General features: G+C 69.0%; 20 protein-coding genes. 12 read left to right on the top strand and 8 right to left on the bottom strand.

Annotated elements, in window-relative coordinates; translation table 11 throughout:
• From ACFVWD_RS52160 to zapE, 5 genes are all read right to left on the bottom strand, one after another.
• A partial coding sequence (locus ACFVWD_RS52160) for an SPFH domain-containing protein (protein ID WP_389605712.1) occupies positions 1-495 on the bottom strand: 495 nt, incomplete at its 3' end.
• Positions 496-594: 99 nt separating this feature from the next.
• Positions 595-2,049: a SulP family inorganic anion transporter gene (locus ACFVWD_RS52155; protein ID WP_389605711.1), complete on the bottom strand. Its 1,455-nt coding sequence runs from the start codon at positions 2,047-2,049 to the stop codon at positions 595-597.
• Positions 2,050-2,075: 26 nt separating this feature from the next.
• Positions 2,076-2,654 (bottom strand): carbonic anhydrase, encoded by a 579-nt coding sequence (locus tag ACFVWD_RS52150; RefSeq protein WP_389605710.1) that lies wholly within the window; start codon positions 2,652-2,654, stop codon positions 2,076-2,078.
• Positions 2,655-2,724: 70 nt separating this feature from the next.
• Positions 2,725-3,063: a hypothetical protein gene (locus ACFVWD_RS52145; RefSeq protein WP_389605708.1), complete on the bottom strand. Its 339-nt coding sequence runs from the start codon at positions 3,061-3,063 to the stop codon at positions 2,725-2,727.
• A gap of 122 nt (positions 3,064-3,185) precedes the next feature.
• A complete protein-coding gene (gene zapE, locus ACFVWD_RS52140; RefSeq protein ID WP_389605707.1) occupies positions 3,186-4,328 on the bottom strand; it encodes a cell division protein ZapE in 1,143 nt (380 codons plus the stop codon).
• Between zapE and ACFVWD_RS52135 the strand changes: the two genes are divergently transcribed.
• From ACFVWD_RS52135 to msrB, 4 genes are all read left to right on the top strand, one after another.
• On the top strand, positions 4,327-5,163 hold the full coding sequence (locus tag ACFVWD_RS52135; RefSeq protein WP_389605706.1) for a pyrimidine reductase family protein: 837 nt from the start codon (positions 4,327-4,329) through the stop codon (positions 5,161-5,163). The genes zapE and ACFVWD_RS52135 overlap by 2 nt on opposite strands.
• A 195-nt stretch (positions 5,164-5,358) precedes the next feature.
• Positions 5,359-5,832: an indole-3-glycerol phosphate synthase gene (locus tag ACFVWD_RS52130; protein ID WP_101401533.1), complete on the top strand. Its 474-nt coding sequence runs from the start codon at positions 5,359-5,361 to the stop codon at positions 5,830-5,832.
• A gap of 212 nt (positions 5,833-6,044) precedes the next feature.
• Positions 6,045-7,430: a UDP-N-acetylmuramate--L-alanine ligase gene (gene murC / locus ACFVWD_RS52125; protein WP_389605704.1), complete on the top strand. Its 1,386-nt coding sequence runs from the start codon at positions 6,045-6,047 to the stop codon at positions 7,428-7,430.
• Positions 7,431-7,458: 28 nt separating this feature from the next.
• Positions 7,459-7,866 carry a peptide-methionine (R)-S-oxide reductase MsrB gene (msrB, locus tag ACFVWD_RS52120; protein WP_389605703.1) on the top strand — a complete coding sequence of 136 codons (408 nt, stop codon included), beginning with the start codon at positions 7,459-7,461 and terminating at the stop codon, positions 7,864-7,866.
• Positions 7,867-8,371: 505 nt separating this feature from the next.
• Here msrB and ACFVWD_RS52115 read toward each other — a convergent pair.
• From ACFVWD_RS52115 to ACFVWD_RS52105, 3 genes are all read right to left on the bottom strand, one after another.
• Complete coding sequence (locus ACFVWD_RS52115; RefSeq protein WP_389605716.1) at positions 8,372-8,536, bottom strand: hypothetical protein; 165 nt, start codon at positions 8,534-8,536, stop codon at positions 8,372-8,374.
• A 1,051-nt stretch (positions 8,537-9,587) separates the two neighbouring features.
• Positions 9,588-11,210, bottom strand: a complete 1,623-nt coding sequence (locus tag ACFVWD_RS52110; RefSeq protein WP_389605702.1) for a serine/threonine-protein kinase — start codon at positions 11,208-11,210, stop codon at positions 9,588-9,590.
• Between the two features lie 327 nt (positions 11,211-11,537).
• Complete coding sequence (locus tag ACFVWD_RS52105; protein WP_389605701.1) at positions 11,538-12,308, bottom strand: serine/threonine protein kinase; 771 nt, start codon at positions 12,306-12,308, stop codon at positions 11,538-11,540.
• Here ACFVWD_RS52105 and ACFVWD_RS52100 point away from each other — a divergent pair.
• The 8 genes from ACFVWD_RS52100 to ACFVWD_RS52065 all read left to right on the top strand — a co-directional run bounded on the left by ACFVWD_RS52100 (position 12,295) and on the right by ACFVWD_RS52065 (position 20,418).
• Positions 12,295-13,101, top strand: a complete 807-nt coding sequence (locus ACFVWD_RS52100) for a hypothetical protein (protein ID WP_389605700.1) — start codon at positions 12,295-12,297, stop codon at positions 13,099-13,101. The genes ACFVWD_RS52105 and ACFVWD_RS52100 overlap by 14 nt on opposite strands.
• A 9-nt stretch (positions 13,102-13,110) precedes the next feature.
• Positions 13,111-13,416 carry a hypothetical protein gene (locus ACFVWD_RS52095; RefSeq protein WP_389605699.1) on the top strand — a complete coding sequence of 102 codons (306 nt, stop codon included), beginning with the start codon at positions 13,111-13,113 and terminating at the stop codon, positions 13,414-13,416.
• A 509-nt stretch (positions 13,417-13,925) separates the two neighbouring features.
• Positions 13,926-14,486: a sensor domain-containing protein gene (locus ACFVWD_RS52090; RefSeq protein ID WP_389605698.1), complete on the top strand. Its 561-nt coding sequence runs from the start codon at positions 13,926-13,928 to the stop codon at positions 14,484-14,486.
• Positions 14,483-16,192, top strand: a complete 1,710-nt coding sequence (locus ACFVWD_RS52085; protein WP_389605696.1) for a DNA/RNA non-specific endonuclease — start codon at positions 14,483-14,485, stop codon at positions 16,190-16,192. Before ACFVWD_RS52090 ends, ACFVWD_RS52085 begins: the two co-directional genes overlap by 4 nt.
• Positions 16,192-16,725 (top strand): hypothetical protein, encoded by a 534-nt coding sequence (locus tag ACFVWD_RS52080; protein WP_389605695.1) that lies wholly within the window; start codon positions 16,192-16,194, stop codon positions 16,723-16,725. Before ACFVWD_RS52085 ends, ACFVWD_RS52080 begins: the two co-directional genes overlap by 1 nt.
• A 98-nt stretch (positions 16,726-16,823) precedes the next feature.
• Positions 16,824-17,501 carry a hypothetical protein gene (locus ACFVWD_RS52075; RefSeq protein WP_389605694.1) on the top strand — a complete coding sequence of 226 codons (678 nt, stop codon included), beginning with the start codon at positions 16,824-16,826 and terminating at the stop codon, positions 17,499-17,501.
• A gap of 8 nt (positions 17,502-17,509) precedes the next feature.
• A complete protein-coding gene (locus ACFVWD_RS52070) occupies positions 17,510-18,472 on the top strand; it encodes a protein phosphatase 2C domain-containing protein (protein ID WP_389605714.1) in 963 nt (320 codons plus the stop codon).
• The gene (locus tag ACFVWD_RS52065; RefSeq protein ID WP_389605692.1) at positions 18,469-20,418 is read left to right on the top strand and encodes a hypothetical protein; all 1,950 of its coding nucleotides are present in this window, start codon (positions 18,469-18,471) and stop codon (positions 20,416-20,418) included. Before ACFVWD_RS52070 ends, ACFVWD_RS52065 begins: the two co-directional genes overlap by 4 nt.
• Positions 20,419-20,643: the final 225 nt, after the last annotated feature.

The following is a 20,643-nucleotide window of genomic DNA, read 5'->3' as shown; positions in this document are numbered from 1 at the left end:
GTCCTTGATCTCGACCCGGTCGATCTGCACACCCCAGCCCATGGCCGGACTGTCGATCATCAACTCCAGGCCCTGGTTGAGCTTCTCCCGGTTGGACAGCAGATCGTCCAGGTCGCTCTTGCCGATGATCGAGCGCAGCGAGGTCTGCGCCATCTGCGAGACCGCGAAGCGGTAGTCCTCGACCTGGATGACCGCGTCGGCCGCGTCGACCACCTTGAAGTAGATGACCGCGTCGACCCGGACCGTGACGTTGTCCCGCGTGATGCCGTCCTGCGCGGGGACGGGCATCGTCACGATCTGCATGTTGACCTTACGCAGCCGGTCCACACCGGGGATGATCATGGTGAACCCGGGCGGCCTTATGCCACCCCGGAGCCGCCCGAGCCGGAGCACCACGCCCCGCTCGTACTGCTTGACGACCCGGGCCGCCGCGGCGACGTACACCACCCCCGCGGTACCGACCACCGCGGCCGTGGCCAAGAGCTCATCGAGCATGACGACCCCCTTTCGAGCCGCCGCATACCACCACTAATCCCACGATATGCCTCACGCGGGCTCGCGGTCGAGGATCCCCCCGACCGCGAGCCCGGGGGGTCAGCCGGTGGTCACCTTCACCGGTTCCGTCCCCGCCTCACTGTGCCGCGCCGACCAGTTCTCCAGCGCGGTGCGGCAGGCGTGATCGAGGTGGTGCAGGCCGGAGAGGTCCAGCTCGACCGGGCGGTCCTGGGGCAGTGCCTCGAGGCTGTCGAGGATCTTCGGCAGCCTCAGGAAGGTCGCGTTGCCCGACAGATACGCCTGGACGGGGCCCGCACCCTTGTCTATGACCTCCAGGCGGACGTGCGAGGCCTCCCACGCCGTCTTGACGATCGCCAGGGCGAGCCCGATGAGCACCCCCTCGAACATGCTGACGGCGACGATCGACACCGCCGTGACGACGAGGATCAGCGCCTCGCCCCGGTGCTCGCGCCACAGCGAGACGATCTCGCGCAGCGGGATCAGCTTCCAGCCCGCGTGCACCAGGATGCCGGCGAGGGCGGGCAGCGGGATGACGCCGAGCGCGGCGGGCAGCAGTGCCGCGAACAGCAGCAGCCAGACGCCGTGCAGCACGCGGGACGCCTTCGTCCGCGCGCCCGCCCGGACGTTCGCCGCGCTGCGCACGATCACCGCGGTCATCGGCAGCGCGCCGAGCAGTCCGCAGACCGTGTTGCCCGCGCCCTGCGCCATCAGTTCCCGGTCGTACTCGGTCCGGGGGCCGTCGTGCAGCCGGTCCACGGCCGCCGCGCTGAACAGCGACTCGGCGGAGGCGATCAGCGTGAAGGCGAGCACCGTGCCGAGCACGCCCACGCTCGCGAGCTCCCCGAAGGCGTCGAGGCTCGGCAGCTGGATCGAGCCGACCAGCCCCCGCACCTCGACCTTGGCCACCGGCAGCCCGAACCCCGAGGCCACCAGCGTGGCCAGCAGGACCGCGCCGAGCGCCCCCGGCACCGTACGCACCCGCCGCGGCAGCCGCCGCCACAGGACGAGCACGGCGATCGTGCCCGCCCCGAGTCCGACCGAGGCCAGCGCCTCGGTGCTGCGGGCCGCGTCGACGACGGCCTCCGGCAGCCCGGCGAGCTTGTCGAGTCCGGAGGCGGGGGCCTTGAGCCCGGCCATCGAGTAGAGCTGGCCCGCGATCAGCACGAGGCCGATCCCGGCGAGCATGCCCTCGACGACGGCCACCGAGATGGCCCGGAAGTAGCGCCCCAGTTTCAGTGCGCCCATGAGGAGTTGGAGCACACCCGTGGCGAGCACGACGACTCCGAGGACGGCGAGCCCGTACTCCCTCACGGCCTCGAAGACCAGCACGGTCAGTCCGGCCGCCGGCCCCGACACCTGAAGGCTGCTGCCGCGCATCAGGCCGGTGACGAGACCGCCCACGATGCCGGTGACCAGGCCGAGTTCCGCCGGGACACCGGAGGCGACGGCGACGCCCACGCACAGCGGCAGGGCGACCAGGAACACGACGATCGAGGCGGCGAAGTCCTGCCGCAGGTGGGGGAGTTTGCTCATGAGGCCCGAAGTGTTCACGGCGCGGCTCACAGCGCCTCGAAGGTGTCGGTGTGCGCACGGTGTTCGCGCACGGCGCCGGTGTGGACCTCGTAGTACCAGCCGTGCAGACGCAGCCGGCCCGTCGTCAGGCCCCTTTCCACACAGGGGTATCCGCGGAGCCTGAGCAGTTGCGCGAGGACGTGGTTCTGCACCGCCTCGGCGACGGTGGGGTCGTCGCCCGGTGCGTCGGACGGGCGCTGCGCCTGCGCGAGCCAGTCGCGCACGGCGGGTACGGCCGTCAGGTCGTCGCCGCGCACCAGCGCGCCGACGGCGCCGCAGTGCGAATGGCCGCAGACCACGATCTCGGACACGCCGAGCACGTCCACCGCGTACTCGACGGTGGCCGCCTCGGAGGTCGGCCGGCCGGCGACGTACGGCGGGACGATGTTGCCCGCGGTGCGCAGCTCGAAGAGCTCGCCCGGGCGGGCGCCGGTGATCAGGGCCGGAACGACCCGGGAGTCGGAGCAGGTGATGAACAGGACCTGCGGGGACTGGCCGTCGGCGAGCGAGGCGAATTCCTCGGGCCGTCGGCCGAAGGAGCGGGCATGGTCGATGAGGGGCTGCATGTCAGTTCCTCCTGGCGCGCCCTGAGGGCGCGTCGGCTTACAAGACGGAGCGTGGGGGGACGCGCTCCGCTCAGCAGCGGAAGACCTGAAGTATGGCGGGGGAGTGGGCGGTCGAGGATCTCGACGTGCGCGGGTGCGCCGGGGCGAGCGCGAGCGGCGGGTACGAGGCCGCGGGGTCGCTCGCGAGCAGGGCGCGCGGGGGTGTGTCGGGAACGAGATCCTCGTCGCGGGTCCGCTGACGGGCACCCAGAGGGGGTGCCACCTTCTGCGGATGCTCCGCTTCGTCGCAGGAGACGACTTCGCCCCTGTGCGCGGACGCGAACGCCTCGGTGGGGGCGAAGAGTTGCAGGCTGATCAGGACGGCGGCGAGTACCACGTAGAGGGGTCGGGCCGTCGTACCTCGTAACATGCGCCCCCTCCCGGCGTCTCGTCCTCCATGTCAATACATAGGTTAACGCGGCAAGTTGTTTGCAGGGTTAACTCGACGTTTCACAGTGAAGAGGGCCGAAAACGCTGTGGAGGGGCCGAAAACTACGCCTCGACGAGCCCCTTGGCGTCGCGGGCCAGCGCGGTGAGCCGGGAGATCGCGCGGAAGTACTTCTTCCGGTAGCCGCCGTTCAGCATCTCCTCGCTGAAGAGCTGGTCGAAGGGCATCCCGGAGGCGAGGACGGGCACCTCGCGGTCGTACAGCCGGTCGGCCAGCACCACGAGCCGCAGCGCCGTCGACTGGTCCGGCACCGGTTGGACATCGGTGAGGCAGACGGCCTTCAGGTCGTCGGTCAGGGCGCCGTAGCGGCTGGGGTGCACGCGCGCGAGGTGGTCGAGCAGATGCGGGAAGTCGTCGAGGGAGGCCCCGTCCGTGGCGTACGCGGCCTTCGTGACCTGCTCGTCGGTGAACGGCGCCGGGGCCTCGGGCAGCCCGCGATGGCGGTAGTCCTCGCCGTCGATGCGCAGCGGCCGGAAGTGCGCCGACAGCCCCTGGATCTCGCGCAGGAAGTCGGCGGCCGCGAACCGGCCCTCGCCGAGCTTGCCCGGCAGGGTGTTCGAGGTGGCCGCGAGCGCGACTCCCGCGTCGACCAGCTTGCCGAGCAGGGTGGAGACGAGGACGGTGTCGCCCGGGTCGTCGAGTTCGAACTCGTCGATGCACAGGAGGCGGTGCCCGGAGAGCGTCTGCACGGTCTTCTGGAAGCCGAGCGCGCCGACCAGGTTCGTCAGCTCCACGAAGGTGCCGAAGGCCTTGAGCGCGGGCTCGGCCGGGGTGGCGTGCCACAGGGAGGCGAGCAGGTGGGTCTTGCCGACGCCGTAACCGCCGTCCAGGTAGACGCCCCGGGGGCCGGCCGGGGTCTTCGGCGCCTTGGCCCTGCCGAAGCCGAAGAAGCCCCGCTTGCCGCCGCCGAGCGCGTGCGCCCCGCCGAGACCGGCCGCGAAGCCGGCGAGGACCTGTACGGCCTCGGTCTGGCTCGGCTGGTTCGAGTCCGGAATGTACGTTTCGAAGCGCACGGAGTCGAAGCGCGGCGGCGGCACCATCTCGGCGACCAGCCGGTCCGCGGGGACGTGCGGCTCGCGGGCGCACAGGGACGTGGGGGCTGCTTCGGGTATCGGTTCGATCCAGGAAGCGGCTGTGGAGGACGACACGGTTCCCCACTCTAAGCGCCGTGCCACACTGCACGACATGCGACGCCTGTTCCCTGTGACCTACGAAACAGCAGCCCAGGCCACCGCAGGGGCCCCCGATGCCCCTGGTGCGGCTGTGGCAGATGTGACGGATGCGACGGACCGTGAGTGGGAACTGCTGGAGCTGGCGGAGGCGTACGCCTACCCCGAACTCCGCTCCGCCGGTGTCCGGGAGCCCTGGCTGCGGGCCAACATGGTCTCCACGCTCGACGGAGCCGCCCAGCACGACGGGAAGTCCCAGGGCATCTCCAGCGCCGCCGACATGCGGATCTTCGGGGTGCTGCGGGCTCTCGCGGACGTCGTGGTCGTCGGCGCGGAAACGGTACGCCAGGAGGGTTACCGTCCGGCACGCGCGCGTGCGGAGTTCGCGGCGCTCCGGGAGGCGGCCGGACAGGGCCCGGCGCCCGTGATCGCCGTCGTCACCGCGAGCCTCGACCTGGACTTCTCGCTGCCACTGTTCACCTCGCCCCTGGTGCCCACGCTCGTCCTGACGGGTGCCGCGGCGGCCCCCGACCGGGTGGCGGCGGCCGAGAAGGCGGGCGCCGAGGTGGTGATCGCCGGGGACGGGACGGGCGTGGACCCGGTACGGGCCGTACGTGCCCTCGCCGAGCGCGGCATGACCCGGCTGCTGACGGAGGGCGGCCCGCGGCTGCTGGGCCAGATGGTCGCGGCGGGTGTCCTCGACGAGCTGTGTCTGACTCTTTCCCCGACGCTCACCGCGGGAGACGCGCAGCGGATCGCAGGGGGGCCCGCGATGGCGGTTCCCAAGCGGCTCGAACTGGCGTCCCTCCTGGAGGAGGCCGGATTCCTCTTCGCCCGATACCGTCGCCCCTGACCGGCGGCCCTGGCGTCGGTCAGGGGCGACGGTCCTGGCCGTCGGTCCGGGCGTGGGTCAGGGCAAGGTAGCGGAGTAGATCGTTCCGATTATCTTCCGCTGGGCACACTAAAACTCGCAGTCCCCGTGCGATCACGGGGCAGGATGGTTTCCGCAGGGGGCCAGGGAGGCCCACGGAGGAGAAGGGCGCCTGTCGTGTTCACAAGCGTATTGATGATCGAGAAGGCCCTGACGTCCGCCGACGTGGAGTTCGTCACCACCTTGCACGGTGACGAGGTGGTCGCCTTCCATGTGCTGCTCCAGCCGCGGGGCGACCAGGCGGACCGGCTGCTGCGGGCCATCGACGACGTCGCGCTCGGGGAGCTGGACGAGGCGGCCCACGAGCGTGAGACGCCGGAGGGCGCGGACGCGGCCGGTCAGGGGCAGCAGGCCCTCGACGTGTCGCTGGTGGCGCTGCGCTCGGCCGGCAGCGAGGCAGAGGGGCGGCTCATCGAGGACCACCCGCTGGACGCGCTCAAGGCGCTGGTCGACGAGATCGACGCGGACGAGGTCATCGTGCTGACCGACCCGCACTACGTGGAGGAGTTCTTCCACCGCGACTGGGCCTCGCGGGCCCGCCACAAGGTCGGCGTGCCGGTGCTGAAGCTGTTCTCGCACAGCAAGGTGTAGGTCCCCGCCGGGCTCGGCCGTGAGGCGCCGTGGGGTTGCGGTGGTTTTCGGGAGGCGGGCACGTGGTGGCTGGTCGCGCCCACGCGGCGGAGCCGCACATGTCGCAGTCCCGCGCCCCTTACGGGGTGCCTGTCGCCGCACGCAATAGGCTGGGGGCGCGTGCTTTCGCTTGGGCGCGCTCATCGTCGTACCGGATCTTGGGAGAAACACACATGGCACCCGGCCTTCCTACCGCCATGGACCGACCGCACTTCATCGGCATCGGCGGCGCCGGGATGTCGGGCATCGCCAAGATCCTGGCGCAGCGTGGGGCGAAGGTGGCGGGCAGTGACGCGAAGGAGTCCCCCACCGCCGAGGCCCTGCGGGCGCTGGGCGCGACCGTGCACATCGGCCACGCGGCGGACCACCTGGCGTCCGACGCCACCTGTGTGGTGGTGTCCTCGGCGATCCGCGCGGACAACCCGGAGCTGGCCCGGGCGGCCGAGCTCGGCATCCCGGTGGTGCACCGCTCGGACGCGCTCGCCCGGCTGATGGACGGCCTGCGCCCGATCGCGGTCGCGGGCACGCACGGCAAGACCACGACCACGTCCATGCTCGCCGTGTCCCTCTCCGCGCTGGGACTGAATCCCTCGTACGCGATCGGCGGCGACCTGGACGCCCCCGGCTCGAACGCCCTGCACGGCGACGGCGAGATCTTCGTCGCCGAGGCCGACGAATCGGACCGCAGCTTCCACAAGTACGCCCCCGAGGTCGCGATCGTCCTCAACGTCGAGCTCGACCACCACGCCAACTACGCCTCCATCGACGAGATCTACGAGTCCTTCGAGACCTTCGCCGGCAAGATCGTGCCGGGCGGCACGCTGGTGATCTCCGCGGACCACGAGGGCGCGCGCGAACTGACCCGGCGCCTGTCGGCGGACGTACGGGTGGTGACGTACGGCGACGCGCCGGACGCGGACGTACGGGTCCTGTCCGTGGTCCCCCAGGGACTGAAGAGCGAGGTGACGGTGCTCCTCGACGGCACGGAGCTGACCTTCGCCGTGTCCGTCCCCGGCCGCCACTACGCGCACAACGCGGTGGCCGCGCTCGCGGCGGGCGCGGCGCTGGGCATTCCGGCCGCGGAGCTGGCCCCCGCGATCGCCTCCTACACGGGCGTGAAGCGGCGTCTGCAGCTGAAGGGCGAGGAGGCGGGCGTCCAGGTCGTCGACTCGTACGCGCACCACCCGACCGAGATGACGGCCGACCTGGAGGCCATGCGCGCGGGTGCCGACGGCCGGATCCTGGTGGTCTTCCAGCCCCACCTGTTCTCCCGCACGCAGGAGCTGGCCAAGGAAATGGGCGAGTCCCTGGCCCTGGCCGACGCCTCGATCGTGCTGGACATCTACCCGGCCCGCGAGGACCCGATCCCTGGCGTCACCAGCGAGCTGATCATCGAGGCGGCGCGGGCGGCGGGCGCGGACGTGACACCGGTCCACGACAAGGCGCAGGCGCCCTCGGTCGTCGCGGGAATGGCGAAGCCCGGTGATCTCGTTCTCACCATGGGCGCGGGAGACGTGACGGATCTCGGTCCCGAGATCCTGACCCGCCTGTCGAAGTAGCCGTGACGTTTGTGAGGGGTTGAGCTTCATGTCGTACGACATCGAAAAGCCGGACGAGCAGTGGCGCGCGGAGCTGACCCCGGCCGAGTACACCGTCCTGCGGAAGGCGGGCACCGAGCCCGCCTTCACGGGCGAGTACACCGACACCAAGGCCAAGGGTGTCTACTCCTGCCGCGCCTGCGGCGCCGAACTTTTCACCTCGAACGAGAAGTTCGAGTCCCACTGCGGCTGGCCGAGCTTCTTTGATGCACGCAACTCGGATGCGGTGGAACTCGTGTCCGACCGTTCACACGGGATGGTGCGGACCGAGGTTCGGTGCGCGCGGTGCGGGTCGCACCTCGGGCATGTGTTTGAGGGCGAGGGCTATTCGACGCCGACGGATCAGCGGTACTGCATCAACTCGATCTCGTTGCGGTTGACGCCGGACGAGGAGTGAACTGCGAGCGGTGAGTTCGAGAATCCGCTTGGCAGCCTGATTGGCCACGGGCGGAACAGTTCCCGGCCTATAGCCCGCCTCGTCTGCCGCTACCTGCGGCTTTGCCTCGGAAAGGGCCTCTGATCTGCGTCGGAGGCCCTCTCTGATCTTTCGGAGGCTTGCCGTGTCGGGCGGCGAAAAATCCCTCGGAAGTCCCTCAGGCAGCGCTGAAAGTCCCTGAAAAGTCCCAGGAGCAGGGGGCGGGCGACGCCTCTGAGCTGGTTCGGATCGATGGGGTGTGACGCTGTTGCTCTACCTCCGCGGCTTTGCTACTGCCGCGAGGTAGGAAGTGGTCTGCGGCAGAGTGTTTGTGGAGTGAGGTCGGTGCAGTCGTAATGCGTAGGACGGACGGCGCTGCCGCTGACCTGATGAGGCAGCACGCCTGGGACATCTTCCCGGACATCGGCGTGCCGGCGACGGCGTACGAGGATCTCGACTGGTGATGTCTGTGCGGCCGTGCCCGGCATCAGTCCCGTTCCCGCCGTAGCCAGGACACGTGATCCGGTCTGTATCGGTAGGCGCGGAAGACCGCGTTCTGGGCGCCGCGGAAGGATTCCATGCCGACGCCCGCGCCGAAGGCGCCGAAGTGCGGCACGACGTACGCCCAGACGACGTCGCCGTCGGGGGCCATCTCGAAGAGTCGGCCGAAGGAGCCCTCGGCGATGAAGGTGTTGCCGTCCGGGAGGCGTTGGGCGCTGGACTTGTAGGGGCTGTAGAAGTTCTGGGGCGGGTTGTCCTCGCACGACCAGACGATCTTCCGGGTCGAACGGTCGACCTAGATCACGCGGGAGCAGGGGACGGAGGTGTCGTCGCGGTAGGAGCCGTTGTCGAAGAGTTGTGCCGGAGTCCAGTTCGTGCGGGTGGTGCTGCTGGGCCGGGAAGTCCGGGCCCAGCCTCCAGGTGACCCGTGAGGTGGCGCGGTCTTCAGACGGGGCGCGGTTCGCGCACTGGTGGCTGGGTTGGCCACGGGGCACGAGGGTCCGACGACTGGACCGGGCACTTCGTGGCGCAGCTCGCGGTGCCGTCCGCCGAGCTGATGCGCGTTGGTGAAGGCGTGATCCTTCGGCGGCGCGCGTTGCCGATGCTGCCAACGTCGAACCGTCCGTCGTAGGCAGCACTGTCACCATCCGTCTGCGCGAAGGCGCCGCCCGCTCGCTGATGACGGATGTCAGCCGGTTCTCGGCGTCCCATGCGTAGCGCCAGGTGTCGGGCTTGTGGGAGAGCCGGGACTTCTGGCGGAGGGTTCCGAAGTCCCCACCGAACCCCGGGCAGTTCACACCTCAATAGCCCAGATGCGGTCACCGTCCCCCACTTTTTTACGCAGGCCAGTAACCGGAGGTGGTCGGCGCTTGTCGTTCCCGTCGTCCGCTCGCCGAGTTTGCGTCCGCGGTCATCCGCCACGACTGCGGTGTGAGTGCGTTTGTGCGCGTCGATTCCGAAGATGACCATTGGCCGGCTCCCCCTTCCGTCCCTGCAGTCCGATCAGGCCGGTCGGGGGCGTATCTCAATCCGGGCGATGCCGCGCTATCAAGCCACACCGGCCAGGCTGTGGCTTCGCGAGCCGCACCATGGGACCGGGCCATTATCGAACGGGCACGAAGTGGTGGAGCGAGCCCACGAAGCCACTCTCAGCATGACATTGAGGAAGTGGTGTACCGGCTCCCACCTGTGGACAGGGCTGGTCACTGCACCGTGGGGGTGCCGTTGCGGATGACGACGGTGGCGGAGCACTGCTTGTCGGCGCTTGCGCCCTGCTGCCAGACGCAGATCCGCATGGTGTGACCGATGTCCGAAATCACGCTGGTGCGTTCGGCGCCGCTCGATGCCGCGAGGCCGACGGTCAGCCCGTCGTCCCGGATCAACTCGGCGTGGCACGTCTCGAAGTAGCTGGTGTTCAGCATCCCGTACAGGTTGCCGGAGCCGGCGTTGTCGAGCCAGGCCGTGCAACCGCCGGCGGGTCCGGCGGAGACCCCGGAGCCCTTGATCGCGGCGGAGTCGTCGCTCATGCTCACGCCCGCGATCGGGTACGCGCTCGGCTCCATGGTCGCGGACGCGCTCGGACGCACGACGGAGGAGCCTCCTGCCGCCGACGAGGTGGACGGGGACGAGGGCGGGAGGCCCACCGGTTCAGCGCTGCCGTTCGTCGTGGCGGAGGCTGACGGCGAGGCACTGGGTGAGCGGGAGGGCGAGGGCGACGCGCCGGTGCTATGGGCACCGGACGCGGAAGTGGACGCGGAGATGGAAGCGGACGCGGAGGCCTCGTTGCCGCGTGTGCTCGTGTGGGATCGGAAAAGCGAGGGGTCGATGAGCACGACACCTCCGACGACCACCGTGACGACGCAGGCGACGAGCAAAGGGATGAGGATGCGGCGGCGCCCACTCCCCGAGCGTCCCTGCTGGGGGGCGACCATGACCTCGGCCGCGCCACCGGATTCTGGGGAAACGACCGCGCCGCCGGCCACCGCGCTACTCGCCGCCGCAGGGGCCGCGGTACGGGCCGCGGCGGCCATCGTCGCGGCGTCGGGGAAGCGGTCCTCGGGTTTCTTGGCGAGGGCGGTGGCGACGAAGTCGCGCACCGGTTGCGGGAAGTCGGCGGGCAGGGCAGGCACCGGCTGCTGGACGTGCTTGACCAGGATCTCGATGGCCCGCTCACCGTCGAAGGGCAGTTTCCCGGTGAGCATCTTGTAGCAGACGACGCCCATTGAGTAGAGATCGGAGGCCGGGGTGGTGCCATGGCCCTCGACCTGCTCGGGGGCGATGTAGAGCGCGGTGCCGACGACGGCGTGCTCGGGGGTGATCTTGGAGGTGGCGAGGTCGCGGGCGAGGCCGAAGTCGGTGACCTTCACTCGGCCGTCGGCGCAGATCAACAGGTTGGACGGCTTGATGTCACGGTGCACGACCTGCCGCCGGTGCGCGGCGTGCAGCGCCTCGAGCGCTTCGGCGGTGGTGGCCAGCGCCTGTTCGGGTGGCAGCGGCCCGCTCTCCTTGAGGAACTCGTCGAGCGGTCGTCCCTCGACCAGTTCCATGACGATGTAGGCCACCCGGCTTCCGTCGCCGAGGGCGTTCTCGCCGTAGTCGTGGACGTCGACGATGCCGGGGTGGTCCAGCGAGGCGAGGATCAGGGCCTCACGGCGGAAACGTTTGGCGAACCTGGCGTCGTCGAGCAGCTCCGGGCGCAGGATCTTGACCGCGACCCGGCGTTCGAGGACAGTGTCGTCGGCCCGCCAGACGTCGCCCATGGCGCCGCCGCCGATCCGCTCGGCCAGCGTGTAGCGCCCGCCGAGCACGGTGCCCCGATCCCACACACCCGTCCCCCAGATCGCACCCGGTCAACAGCTGCCAACCGGCGGTGCAGTCTGCCAGATTCGGACGCGACAAACAAAGAAAACTCCATCCGCGGAACGACTCTGACGAACAGTCAGCTAAGCAGCCTTGACGAAGTCCGGTGCGGTATCGAGCCCCCGTAAGGGGCGCGGGGAACTGCGCGACCAGCCCCCCGGCCCGCGGGTTCGTCATCGCGCTTCCAGCGGAGCGCTTAGCTCCGGAGACAAGGCAGACGGGGCCGTCGGGTCGGCTCGGTGACACGCCGTACGGCGACGGTACGCCCGGCGGTACATGCACGGGCCCCTCACTCATGCGGTCGAGTCCCAGAAGATCTGCAGGTGCTTCTCCTGGACCAGGTCGAAGCGGAGGGCGAGTGAGACGAGGGCTTCGCGCTTCCAGTCGAGGCGCGGGCTGTCCTGCGTGCCGGTGCGCTCCCGCACCTTGAGCTTGGAGCCCGCCAGGTAGTCGATGTGGAAGTTGACGGCGGACACAGTCAGGTCACCGCAGCCGGGAAGCGCGCGCAGTCGGCTGACGACTGCGGGGACGCTGGGGATGGCGAGGCTGGACGGGTCGCGCAGCCGGGGCTCGCAGAGGGCGAGCAGCACCAGGAAGTACTTGGCCGTGGGGTCGAGTACGAAGGGCATGAGGGTCAACTCGGCCGAGCGGCTCACGGGAGCCTCCGGTCCCGGGTCGAGGAAGGCGTGACGCGGGGCGAAGACCGTGAACCGGACGAATCCGTCGGTCAACGGCAGTACCACGCGGGAGAGTTCGAACGGGATGGGCGCTCCCATCCGGCGCGGGGCGACCTTCACGTACTCGCCGCCACCCTCCAAGTTCTCCACCACGTACGTGGTGCGCGGGCTGAAGTTGGTCAGCCGCCAGTGGTCGTCGCTCGCGGTGAGTTCCCCCGCGTAGCGGGACACACCCTCGCCGAACAGGGGAATGTCGACCGGCCGTTCTCCGGCCCCGCGCCCGAACGTGGCCATCTGCCCCGGTCCTAGGGCGAGCTGCCGGGGCCGGCCGTGCCGCACGGCAGCCGCCCCCGGAGGTTCCGGGAGTTGAACGATGACCGTCTCCATGCTGCGCGCCCCATGTCGTCCACGTCATCCGCCCGAGATCGCGGAGACCCTGAGAGCCCTCAGGTTACGTGGGGCGGCGGGCAGCAGCAGAGTCGTCGACGTACTCGACCTACTCGACGTCCTCATCGCGGTCGTCGCAGCCGTCGCAGCCGTCGCAGTCGTCGACGTAATGGAGGCATCCCGCATGACAGACGCCACGCAGGATCCGGGGCAGCCGACCGCCGCACCACTCTCCTCGAAAGCCGCTCCCCCGAAGGCCGCTCCTCCCGAGGTCGACCGGCTGGCGGGCACGCGGGGACTCGGCGAGTACATCACCGCCCGTCACGGGGTCTCGCCCTCACGCGCGCTGGCGACCGGGGCGGCCATCGCGGCCATCGCGCTCGCATTCCTGATCGTGCTGAGTGGACCGGTCTCCAACGCATCGGTCTTCTCCTCCGCCTACTCGGTTCTGCACGCCGTCTACCTCGGCTTCCTGTTCATGCTCGTCGCCGGAGTCGGCCACGGCATCCGCGGTCTCGTCGCCGGTGCCCAGGCGCACTACCTGTACGCCGGCGGAGTCGTGCACACACGTAGGTCCGTCACCCGCGCCGTCGCTTGGCAGGACGTCATCCAGCTCAGGAGCATCCACCGCCGACGCGGCGACCGGCCCGACGTGGGCGAGGTCGTCGGCTACCGACTGGAGGCACGGGATGGCACGTCGATCGTCATCCCGCTGGTCCTGACGGAGGGCCGCGACGCCTTCGTCGACCGGATCGTCGCCGCCCTCCGCACGCACAACCGCCCGATCGTCTAGGAGTTCACGATGTCCGACAGCAACGACACCACCGCCAAGGGGACGACCGCCCCGGCCTCCACCCCACCGCCGTACGTGGCCGCCCCGGCGCCGTACCACGTCGCCTCCCCCGAACAGCGGGCCATCTGGGAGACGAAGGCCAAACGCGGCATCGGCTTCGGCGCCGCATGGCTCATCGGCGGCGTGCTCATCACCGTCGTCACCTACGCCCAGGCCCAGGGCGGGGGCGTGTACTTCGTCGCCTGGGGTCCGGTGGTGTACGGCATCTACCGGATCGTCACCGGCCTTCTGCTGCTGAACAAGAGCAAGAGCTGATGGATGGAGTGACTGTGCCTGAGCAGGAGGCAACCGATCCGACCGCGTCAACAGACCAGGCCACTTGGCAAGTTGGCCCTGCGTCTGGATCACGCAGCGGAAGCGGACCAGGGAAGCCGGAACTTCCCACCTGGCAACAAACCCCGCGGGCCACACCGCCCCCCATGGGACGACCTGCACCTCTCAAGACACCGGCTCCCAAGACACCGACTCTCAAGACACCGGCTCCCAAGACACCGACTCTCAAGACACCAGCACGGCCCGCTCAGTTGACCGCGCCCACCCCGGCCAAGCCGAACGGGCCCGGCACCGGCGGCGGTCCGAGCGTCTCGACCGGATCACCTTCACCTCTTCAGGCGCCCGCGCCGCGGCCTCCCCGCACTCGGGGTCGCATCGGCCTGACGCTACGTCGATGGCGGCTGCCGCTCGTCGCCGTGCTGCCCTGCCTCACACTGGCCGGCATCGGCTGGTGGTGCTGGCCCAGCCAACCCACCCCCGTCCCACCGCACTTGGTCGCTGGGACGGTGCACGCCGCGCTGCTCACTCCGGACGAGGCGAGCCGGCTGACAGGGATGACCCTCACCTCCAGCTCCGAGGCGAGCAAGCCCTCTCCAGCCCTGGCCGCCGATCCATCGAGCTGCGCCATCGCAGTCGGGCCGACCACCCAAGCAGTCTTCGGCAAGGACTGGACAGCCTTCCTGTCCGCCACCTACCAGGACGCCGGAGGACTCGGCAACTACACGATGACCCAGGTCGTCGGCGTCTATCCCGACCGTGAGAAGGCCGGTGCTCTCCTGCGGACGCTGACCGCAGGGCTCCGTTCCTGCTCGTCGGCCGTCCGCACCGACCAGGATGGCCGCGGCTCCGAGTGGACCTATCGCATCGACGGCACCACCTCGAACAGCGTCTCCTGGACAGCCACCCAAGACGCCGGCAACGGCTGGGCCTGCTATCGCCAGGCACAGCTCAAGGGCAAGTCGCTCCTACAGGTGGGGATCTGTGAGGCAGGCGACGGGCGGTCGACCGTCCAGGCGCTCACCCGCCGGGTCGCTGCCGAGGTGCGCGGATGAACACCGAAGGTGAGAGGACCCACCGCACATCCTGGTCCCGTCGGAACGGCGGACGCCACGCTGTCGTGCCGGCTCTCACGGCGCTGCTCGTGCCGGTCCTCAGCGCGGGCCCGGCAGCGGCCGCGACCTCGACGATGCCCCGCACGGCAACCGCGCCGGCGAGTACCGAGGTCCCCGCATCAGTCTCCGTGAGCGGCGGCCTTCCCTCCGACATCGTCTTGAAGGACGTCATCCCCTACAACAACAAGGTCAAAGAACTCGAGCGACGCAAGACGGAACTGACCACCGAGAAGCAGTCACTCACCAAAAAAACGGCCAAGGTCAACTCGCAGACCGACACCTACAACACCAAGGACGCCACCTGCGCTGCCCGGGTGAAAGCCCACAACAGCAAGATGGACGCCTACGAGGCGAAGGTGGATGCCTGGAACTCCACCTCGCACGACTACGTGGTGCCCGAGCAGCGGGCCGCGTACGAAGCGGCCGTGGCCGAGAAGGAAAAGCTCGACGCCGAGGGCGTCGCGCTGCACCAGGAGACGGCATCGATCAATGCGGAGCAGAAGCAGCTCGACGTCGAGGAAGCCCAACTCAGCGTCGAGCAGGGCGAGCTGACCACGGAGATGACCGACCACAACGCACAGGTCGCGACCTGGACGTCCGACCAGCAGCAGCTGGAGACGCAGCATCAGCAACTGCTCGTGGAGATTGCGACCGCGCTCCAGGACCAGCTCGACACCCCACCGACGCAAGCCACGTCCATGGCCCAGGGCGGAGACGCGACCGGGCCCCTGGAGCCCACCGCCCAGGCAGCCCAGGCCCCCGGCGGCGATGCCACCTCACGGGCCGGCCAGGTGGCATCCATCAGCTACTACGCGGTGAAGAACAAAGCCCCCGTGAAATTCCAGCCCGTCGTGGCACAGCTCTCGCCGAGCACGATTTCGAAACAGTCGGCATCGGCCGCCGCACAGTTGGCACCCACCGCCACCTACGACGGCCTGCTGCCCGAAGAAAACGGCCACTACAAGGCCATCGAAATCCAGACCAGCACCGCCAACACCTCCCAAGGAAGGACCGCCTTCAACAACGCCCTCGCCCACGGCGGCCAGGCCACCGCGAGGCTCAACGGCCGCCCGGTCGTCATAGACGGGACCGTGACTGCCCCAGCCGACGGCACAACACCTCGCGCTTTCACTCCCAGCGTGTTGAGGGCGTTGCGGGCAAGCCTGAGCAATCCCGCACGGGGCAACGATGAGATCGATGACTTCAAATGCGATACCCCTCAGGCCGAGAGAACCATATACCAGCCCCTCAACAAGGGAAGGTCGACAGGCGTAGTCGCCCTGATCTGCCCGCAAGACGTGAAGACTCCGGGATCAAAGCGTGATGACAGCGCCTCGGTTTACGTCCAGGGATACCGGAGCAATCTCGGACTGCATCGGACGCACATATTCGCGGACACCTTCCATGGAGAGTGGCGGCGGGAGAACCTCTTCCCTGGGTACAGTCGCATGAATCTGAGCGGAATGAAGCGATGCGAGAACGCCATGAAGAAGTCGGCGCTAAAAGGACCGGTCCTGTACTCCGGACAGGTAGACAACTCCAGCGAAGACATACCCAACGGAATCAATATGATCGCCTTCACTCCCACCGGAATGCTCTTCAATGCCTACGTTGCGAACACTAAGGGCTGGCAGGTGACTTGCTGATGACCGTAAGAAACCTGGAGGCCGCCCTCCCGGGCCTGTCCCGAAAACGCCGGCCTGCGGCTCTGTCCCTCGACTGGGTAACACTGGAGTCCGAGCTGGAATTCCGTTTCCCTACGGACTTCAAGGAACTTGCAGAGTTCTATCCAGAGTTCTCACTCTGCGACTTCCTGTCAGTGCTCGCGCCGAGGCCGACGATGGAGCAGGAATTCATCGAGGAAGCCCGAGACCTCCTTACGGTACTCCAAGACAATCACGATTGCGGAGTAGCGGAGTTCCTTCCTCACCCCAACGAAGGCGGTCTCTTTCCATGGGGGATGTCGACCTCTGGAGATGTTTACTACTGGAAGGTTCACCGGGGACAGGATTCGGGGATCATAACAGGTAGCCGCGCGGACATATTCTGGGAATTCGAGGGCAGTTTCACCGATTTCCTCGCGGGGTGGCTTGACGGATCATTGCTGCCGGACGATCAGCCGACAGCCGAACAGCTGGGCGGCCCTCACTTCCGTCTGACCTCGACTCGCCAGCAGTGAGCGGTCACTGCCCGCCATAGAGGCGTCGTTTTCTTTTCCGCGGGCCCAACTGACATGCAGCGATCAATCACAAGCGAGAACTGAGGAGGCGTATCCGGATGTCCGAGACAAAAGGCGTACTGCTGCCGGCCTACGTACTGGCCGACGAGTCAGGCTCAATGAGTCCGTACCTGGAGGAACTGTCCAACGGACTGGTGTCGTTGTGCGAGGGACTTCGCGCGGAGCCGATGGTCGCGGCGAAGCTGCGGCTGGCGGTGCTGGGGTTCTCCGACGACGTGCAGGTGCGGCTCGCCGTGGCCGACATGCGTACCGAGGGCACCCTGCCTCAGATGGAGATCCGTGGACTCACCAACTACAAGGCCGTATTCGAGGATCTGCTGCATCGGATTCCCGCCGATGTGCAGTGGCTGCGCGGCGAGGGATACAAGGTGCACCGCCCCGTGGTGTTCCTCCTGAGCGACGGGCAGCCCACCGACGGCGGGGCCTGGCGCGGCCCCCACGCCGCGCTGACCGACAAGTCCCAGACCCCGACGGCCCCGAACATCATCGCCTGCGGCATAGGCGACGCCCGGGCCAACACCATGCTCGAAGTGGCGACCCGCCCCGAATTCGCCTTCGTCGCGAAGGCCGGGACCGACATCGGCCAGGCCATCTCCGAGTTCTTCCATTCGCTGACCGCCAGCCTGGTCGCCTCCGGGCAGGCGCTGAACTCGTCGAGCCCGCAGCTCGTGGTCAACCGGCCGGACCAGTTCACCATGGCGATCGACGAGGTGTGACCGTGAACATGAACCCGGAGAACGCCCTCGCGCCCGCTGGGACACAGAAGGCATCGGCCCAGGCGCACCCCACGCACCCCGCGCACCCCGCGCCCTGGCACCGGATCGTGATCGGAACCCCGGGGCCAGAGTTCGAGGCGCTGCCCCCTGGCCAGTACGACTTCGACTTCCCGGACACCGAATGCGACGGCTGGTCGACCACGGAGCTGGCCATGCGGTTCGCCTCGGTGCGCGGTGCCAAGCACCGCTACTACCGGCAACCGCGGCAGGACGCCGCACGAGCGGCGGTACACACCGCCACCGGCAGCATCGTCTTCGCGGTCGCCGACGGCGTTTCCAGTGCGTCCAGTTCCGAGCAGGGCGCCGTAGCGGCCTGCCAGGCAGCCCTGGACCGGCTGCTCCACCTGCTCGACCAGCCTGGAGAACCCATCGACCTGCGTGACGTGGCATGCCACGCGGCCGAGCGACTGCGTGAGCTGACGCGGTGGCGCCTCGGCGGACGGGGCCCGGAGTTCAGCGAGGTGGCCGGCCTGTACGCGACGACGCTCGTGGCGGGCGTGGTCCGCCCTCAACCCGGCGGGCCTCTGGTCGAGCTGTGCCGCATCGGGGACTCGGGAGCCTGGACCCTGGACCGCTCGCGCGGACAGTTCCTGCCCCTGTTCCCCACCAAGACGGGGTCGGACGTCCTCCTGGTGTCCAGCACGGTGACGCCCCTGCCCCACGTGCCCGATCCGCTCGAGCAGACCAGCAGGCGCCTGTCCTCCCACGAGGCGCTGCTGATCGGAACCGACGGCTTCGCCGACCCGCTCGGCGACGGCGACGGCCAGGTCGGCTCCCTCTTCGCCCGTCACCTCGCGCACCCGCCGCCGCCCCTGTGGTTCGCGCACCTGCTGGACTTCTCCCGGGAGACCTTCGACGACGACAGGACCCTGTTGACGATCTGGCCCACGACACCTGAGGGGCAGTGGTGAACTCCCCGCGAACCCCCATGGTCGAACATCACAAGCTCGCCCTGGGAAGGCAGTTGGGCCAGGGCGGCCAGGGCACGGTCTACGAGGTCACGAACCGGAAGATCAACGAGGCGGCGGGCGACGGCTGGGACGTGGTCTACAAGGAGTACGGTCCTGCCGTACTGCCCGCCCTGCGTGCGGACGCGCTCGCGTCGAGAGCCGAGCTGATCGGCGGGTTGAACGCGGCGGACGCCAAGTGGCTGTGCGAGAGGACCGCTTGGCCCGCGGCCGTGGTCCAACGTCAGGGGCACACCTGCGGGTTCCTCATGCGGGCCGTTCCCGAGCGCTTCCGGTTCGCGTTCCAGAACCTCGGCGGAGCGAGCGGAACCCAGCGACTCGCCAACATGGAGTATCTCCTCAACGACGACGCCTACGTGGCCGGCGTCGGCCTGACCATCAGCAGCCGGGACCGTCTCGCCATCCTGGGCGACCTGGCCACGACGCTCAGTCGGCTCCACCGCCTCGGCATCACCGTCGGAGACCTCTCCCCGAAGAACCTGCTGTTCGCCACCGTCCCGCGCGCCGAGTGCTTCCTCATCGACGCCGATGCCATGCGTCTTCGGGGCGCCACCGTCCTCCCCCAGGCCGAGACTCCCGACTGGCAGGTCCCCGACGGAGAGGAGAAGGCGACCTGCGCCAGCGACGTCTACAAGCTCGCCCTGCTCGCCGTACGCCTCATCGCCCGTGACCAGACCGCCACCGACCCCGCCGCGCTGGCACGCGTCGGCCCAGCACTCGTCGACCTGGCCCGCAGCAGCCTCGATCCCGACCCGACCAGGCGTCCGACTCCGGCTCTGTGGGCGGAAACCCTCGCAGCCGCCGCCACAACAGCATCGACCGCTCCGGCATCGGCGCCGGCAGGACCCGGCCCCGGGGCAGTGTCGGCGCCGGTTCGACAAACCCGGCGAACGCGGCGAACCCGGCGCGCTCCGGGCAGCCCCCTGCCGGGAGGGGCCGCCCCGGGCAGGAAACCAGCCAAAGCCAAAACCGGAGCCGGCTTCGCCGCGAGCGTCGCGGTCGTACTCGTCGCGCTTCTCGCTCTCGCCGCCACGCACTCCAACCAGGCCGATTCCGGGACGGCTTCCGGGTCGGTCGCCCCGGCTGTGCCGGATTTCCCGGCCGTGCCCGACTCCCTACCCACCGACCCCGCGTCCACGGACCCCGACCCCATAGACCCCGACCCCGCGACCTCTGAACCCGATACGCCGTCAGAATCCCCGACCCCCGACGCCATCGCCGACGCCGAGGTCGGGTCCTGTTTCTACGACAACGGGACCAGCGAAGACCCCGACCTCGTCGCGACCGACTGCAAGGACGGGGCGTTCAAGGTCGTGAGCATCTACTCCGACACGACCGACCTGTCCAGCTGTGACAACGTCACCGACAACGACGAGAGCGTGTCCTCCGCACGCAACGACCTCGTGCTGTGCCTGAGCTATCAGAGTCCCGGCGGCACCGCCTACCACGCCCACCAGGGTGACTGCGTCTACGGCTCCAGCGGCACCGGCTCATGGAGCACCCAAACCTGTCAGACCGGGAACTTCAAGGTCCTGGCCACCTACAGAGGCACCAGCGACGACTCGAAGTGCAACTCCTGGCCGCACTACAACCAGTGGAAGCACTTCGGGGTCGCAAGCGACTCAGGACTGGACGTGCTGCTCTGCCTGTCCATGAACTACCCCGACGACGCCGGATACGCAGCGAAGAACGAATGCCTCCTCAAGTCCGGCAGCGGCCAGGACGTGACCTTCACCAACGTCGGCTCCTGCGCCGCCTCGAACGTGGTGGTCAACGGGCGCACCAGCCAATACGACGCCGGCGCCTTCTGCGGAAACTACGGCTCGACCACGTGGAAGCCCTCGGACTATCCGTCACTCGCCTACACAGTGTGCTGGAGATGGAAGTAGGTCTCCGACCGCATCGTGCACACCGGCCGCGGCAGCACGCGCACTCGGGCGAACTTCGCGGAAGGTGCCGGCGTTGGGTCTGAGCAGGGTCGGGACCGGCGCGGTGATCCCGCGACCTGATCCGCCGGACAGGCCCTAGGGCCTGTCCGGCGGATCAGGTCGCAGACGCGGGGCTTGGCACGCCCATCTGCCGCGTTGTCGTCGGTCGCCGACGCTCCGCGTCGA

This window comes from Streptomyces sp. NPDC058086 (genome assembly GCF_042885015.1).
In the GTDB taxonomy this organism is placed as follows: Bacteria; Actinomycetota; Actinomycetes; order Streptomycetales; family Streptomycetaceae; genus Streptomyces.
This window is presented reverse-complemented; position numbering and strand designations above follow the sequence as displayed.

Coding starts and splice junctions, on each gene's coding strand:
- ACFVWD_RS52075 (WP_389605694.1), top strand. CDS start 16,824: ATGTCCGAGACAAAAGGCGTACTGCTGCCGGCCTACGTACTGGCCGAC.
- ACFVWD_RS52105 (WP_389605701.1), bottom strand. CDS start 12,308: ATGGAGACGGTCATCGTTCAACTCCCGGAACCTCCGGGGGCGGCTGCC.
- ACFVWD_RS52155 (WP_389605711.1), bottom strand. CDS start 2,049: ATGAGCAAACTCCCCCACCTGCGGCAGGACTTCGCCGCCTCGATCGTC.
- ACFVWD_RS52150 (WP_389605710.1), bottom strand. CDS start 2,654: ATGCAGCCCCTCATCGACCATGCCCGCTCCTTCGGCCGACGGCCCGAG.
- ACFVWD_RS52135 (WP_389605706.1), top strand. CDS start 4,327: ATGCGACGCCTGTTCCCTGTGACCTACGAAACAGCAGCCCAGGCCACC.
- ACFVWD_RS52085 (WP_389605696.1), top strand. CDS start 14,483: ATGAACACCGAAGGTGAGAGGACCCACCGCACATCCTGGTCCCGTCGG.
- ACFVWD_RS52100 (WP_389605700.1), top strand. CDS start 12,295: ATGACCGTCTCCATGCTGCGCGCCCCATGTCGTCCACGTCATCCGCCC.
- murC (WP_389605704.1), top strand. CDS start 6,045: ATGGCACCCGGCCTTCCTACCGCCATGGACCGACCGCACTTCATCGGC.
- zapE (WP_389605707.1), bottom strand. CDS start 4,328: ATGTCGTGCAGTGTGGCACGGCGCTTAGAGTGGGGAACCGTGTCGTCC.
- ACFVWD_RS52115 (WP_389605716.1), bottom strand. CDS start 8,536: ATGGCCCCCGACGGCGACGTCGTCTGGGCGTACGTCGTGCCGCACTTC.
- msrB (WP_389605703.1), top strand. CDS start 7,459: ATGTCGTACGACATCGAAAAGCCGGACGAGCAGTGGCGCGCGGAGCTG.
- ACFVWD_RS52145 (WP_389605708.1), bottom strand. CDS start 3,063: ATGTTACGAGGTACGACGGCCCGACCCCTCTACGTGGTACTCGCCGCC.
- ACFVWD_RS52095 (WP_389605699.1), top strand. CDS start 13,111: ATGTCCGACAGCAACGACACCACCGCCAAGGGGACGACCGCCCCGGCC.
- ACFVWD_RS52070 (WP_389605714.1), top strand. CDS start 17,510: ATGAACCCGGAGAACGCCCTCGCGCCCGCTGGGACACAGAAGGCATCG.
- ACFVWD_RS52080 (WP_389605695.1), top strand. CDS start 16,192: ATGACCGTAAGAAACCTGGAGGCCGCCCTCCCGGGCCTGTCCCGAAAA.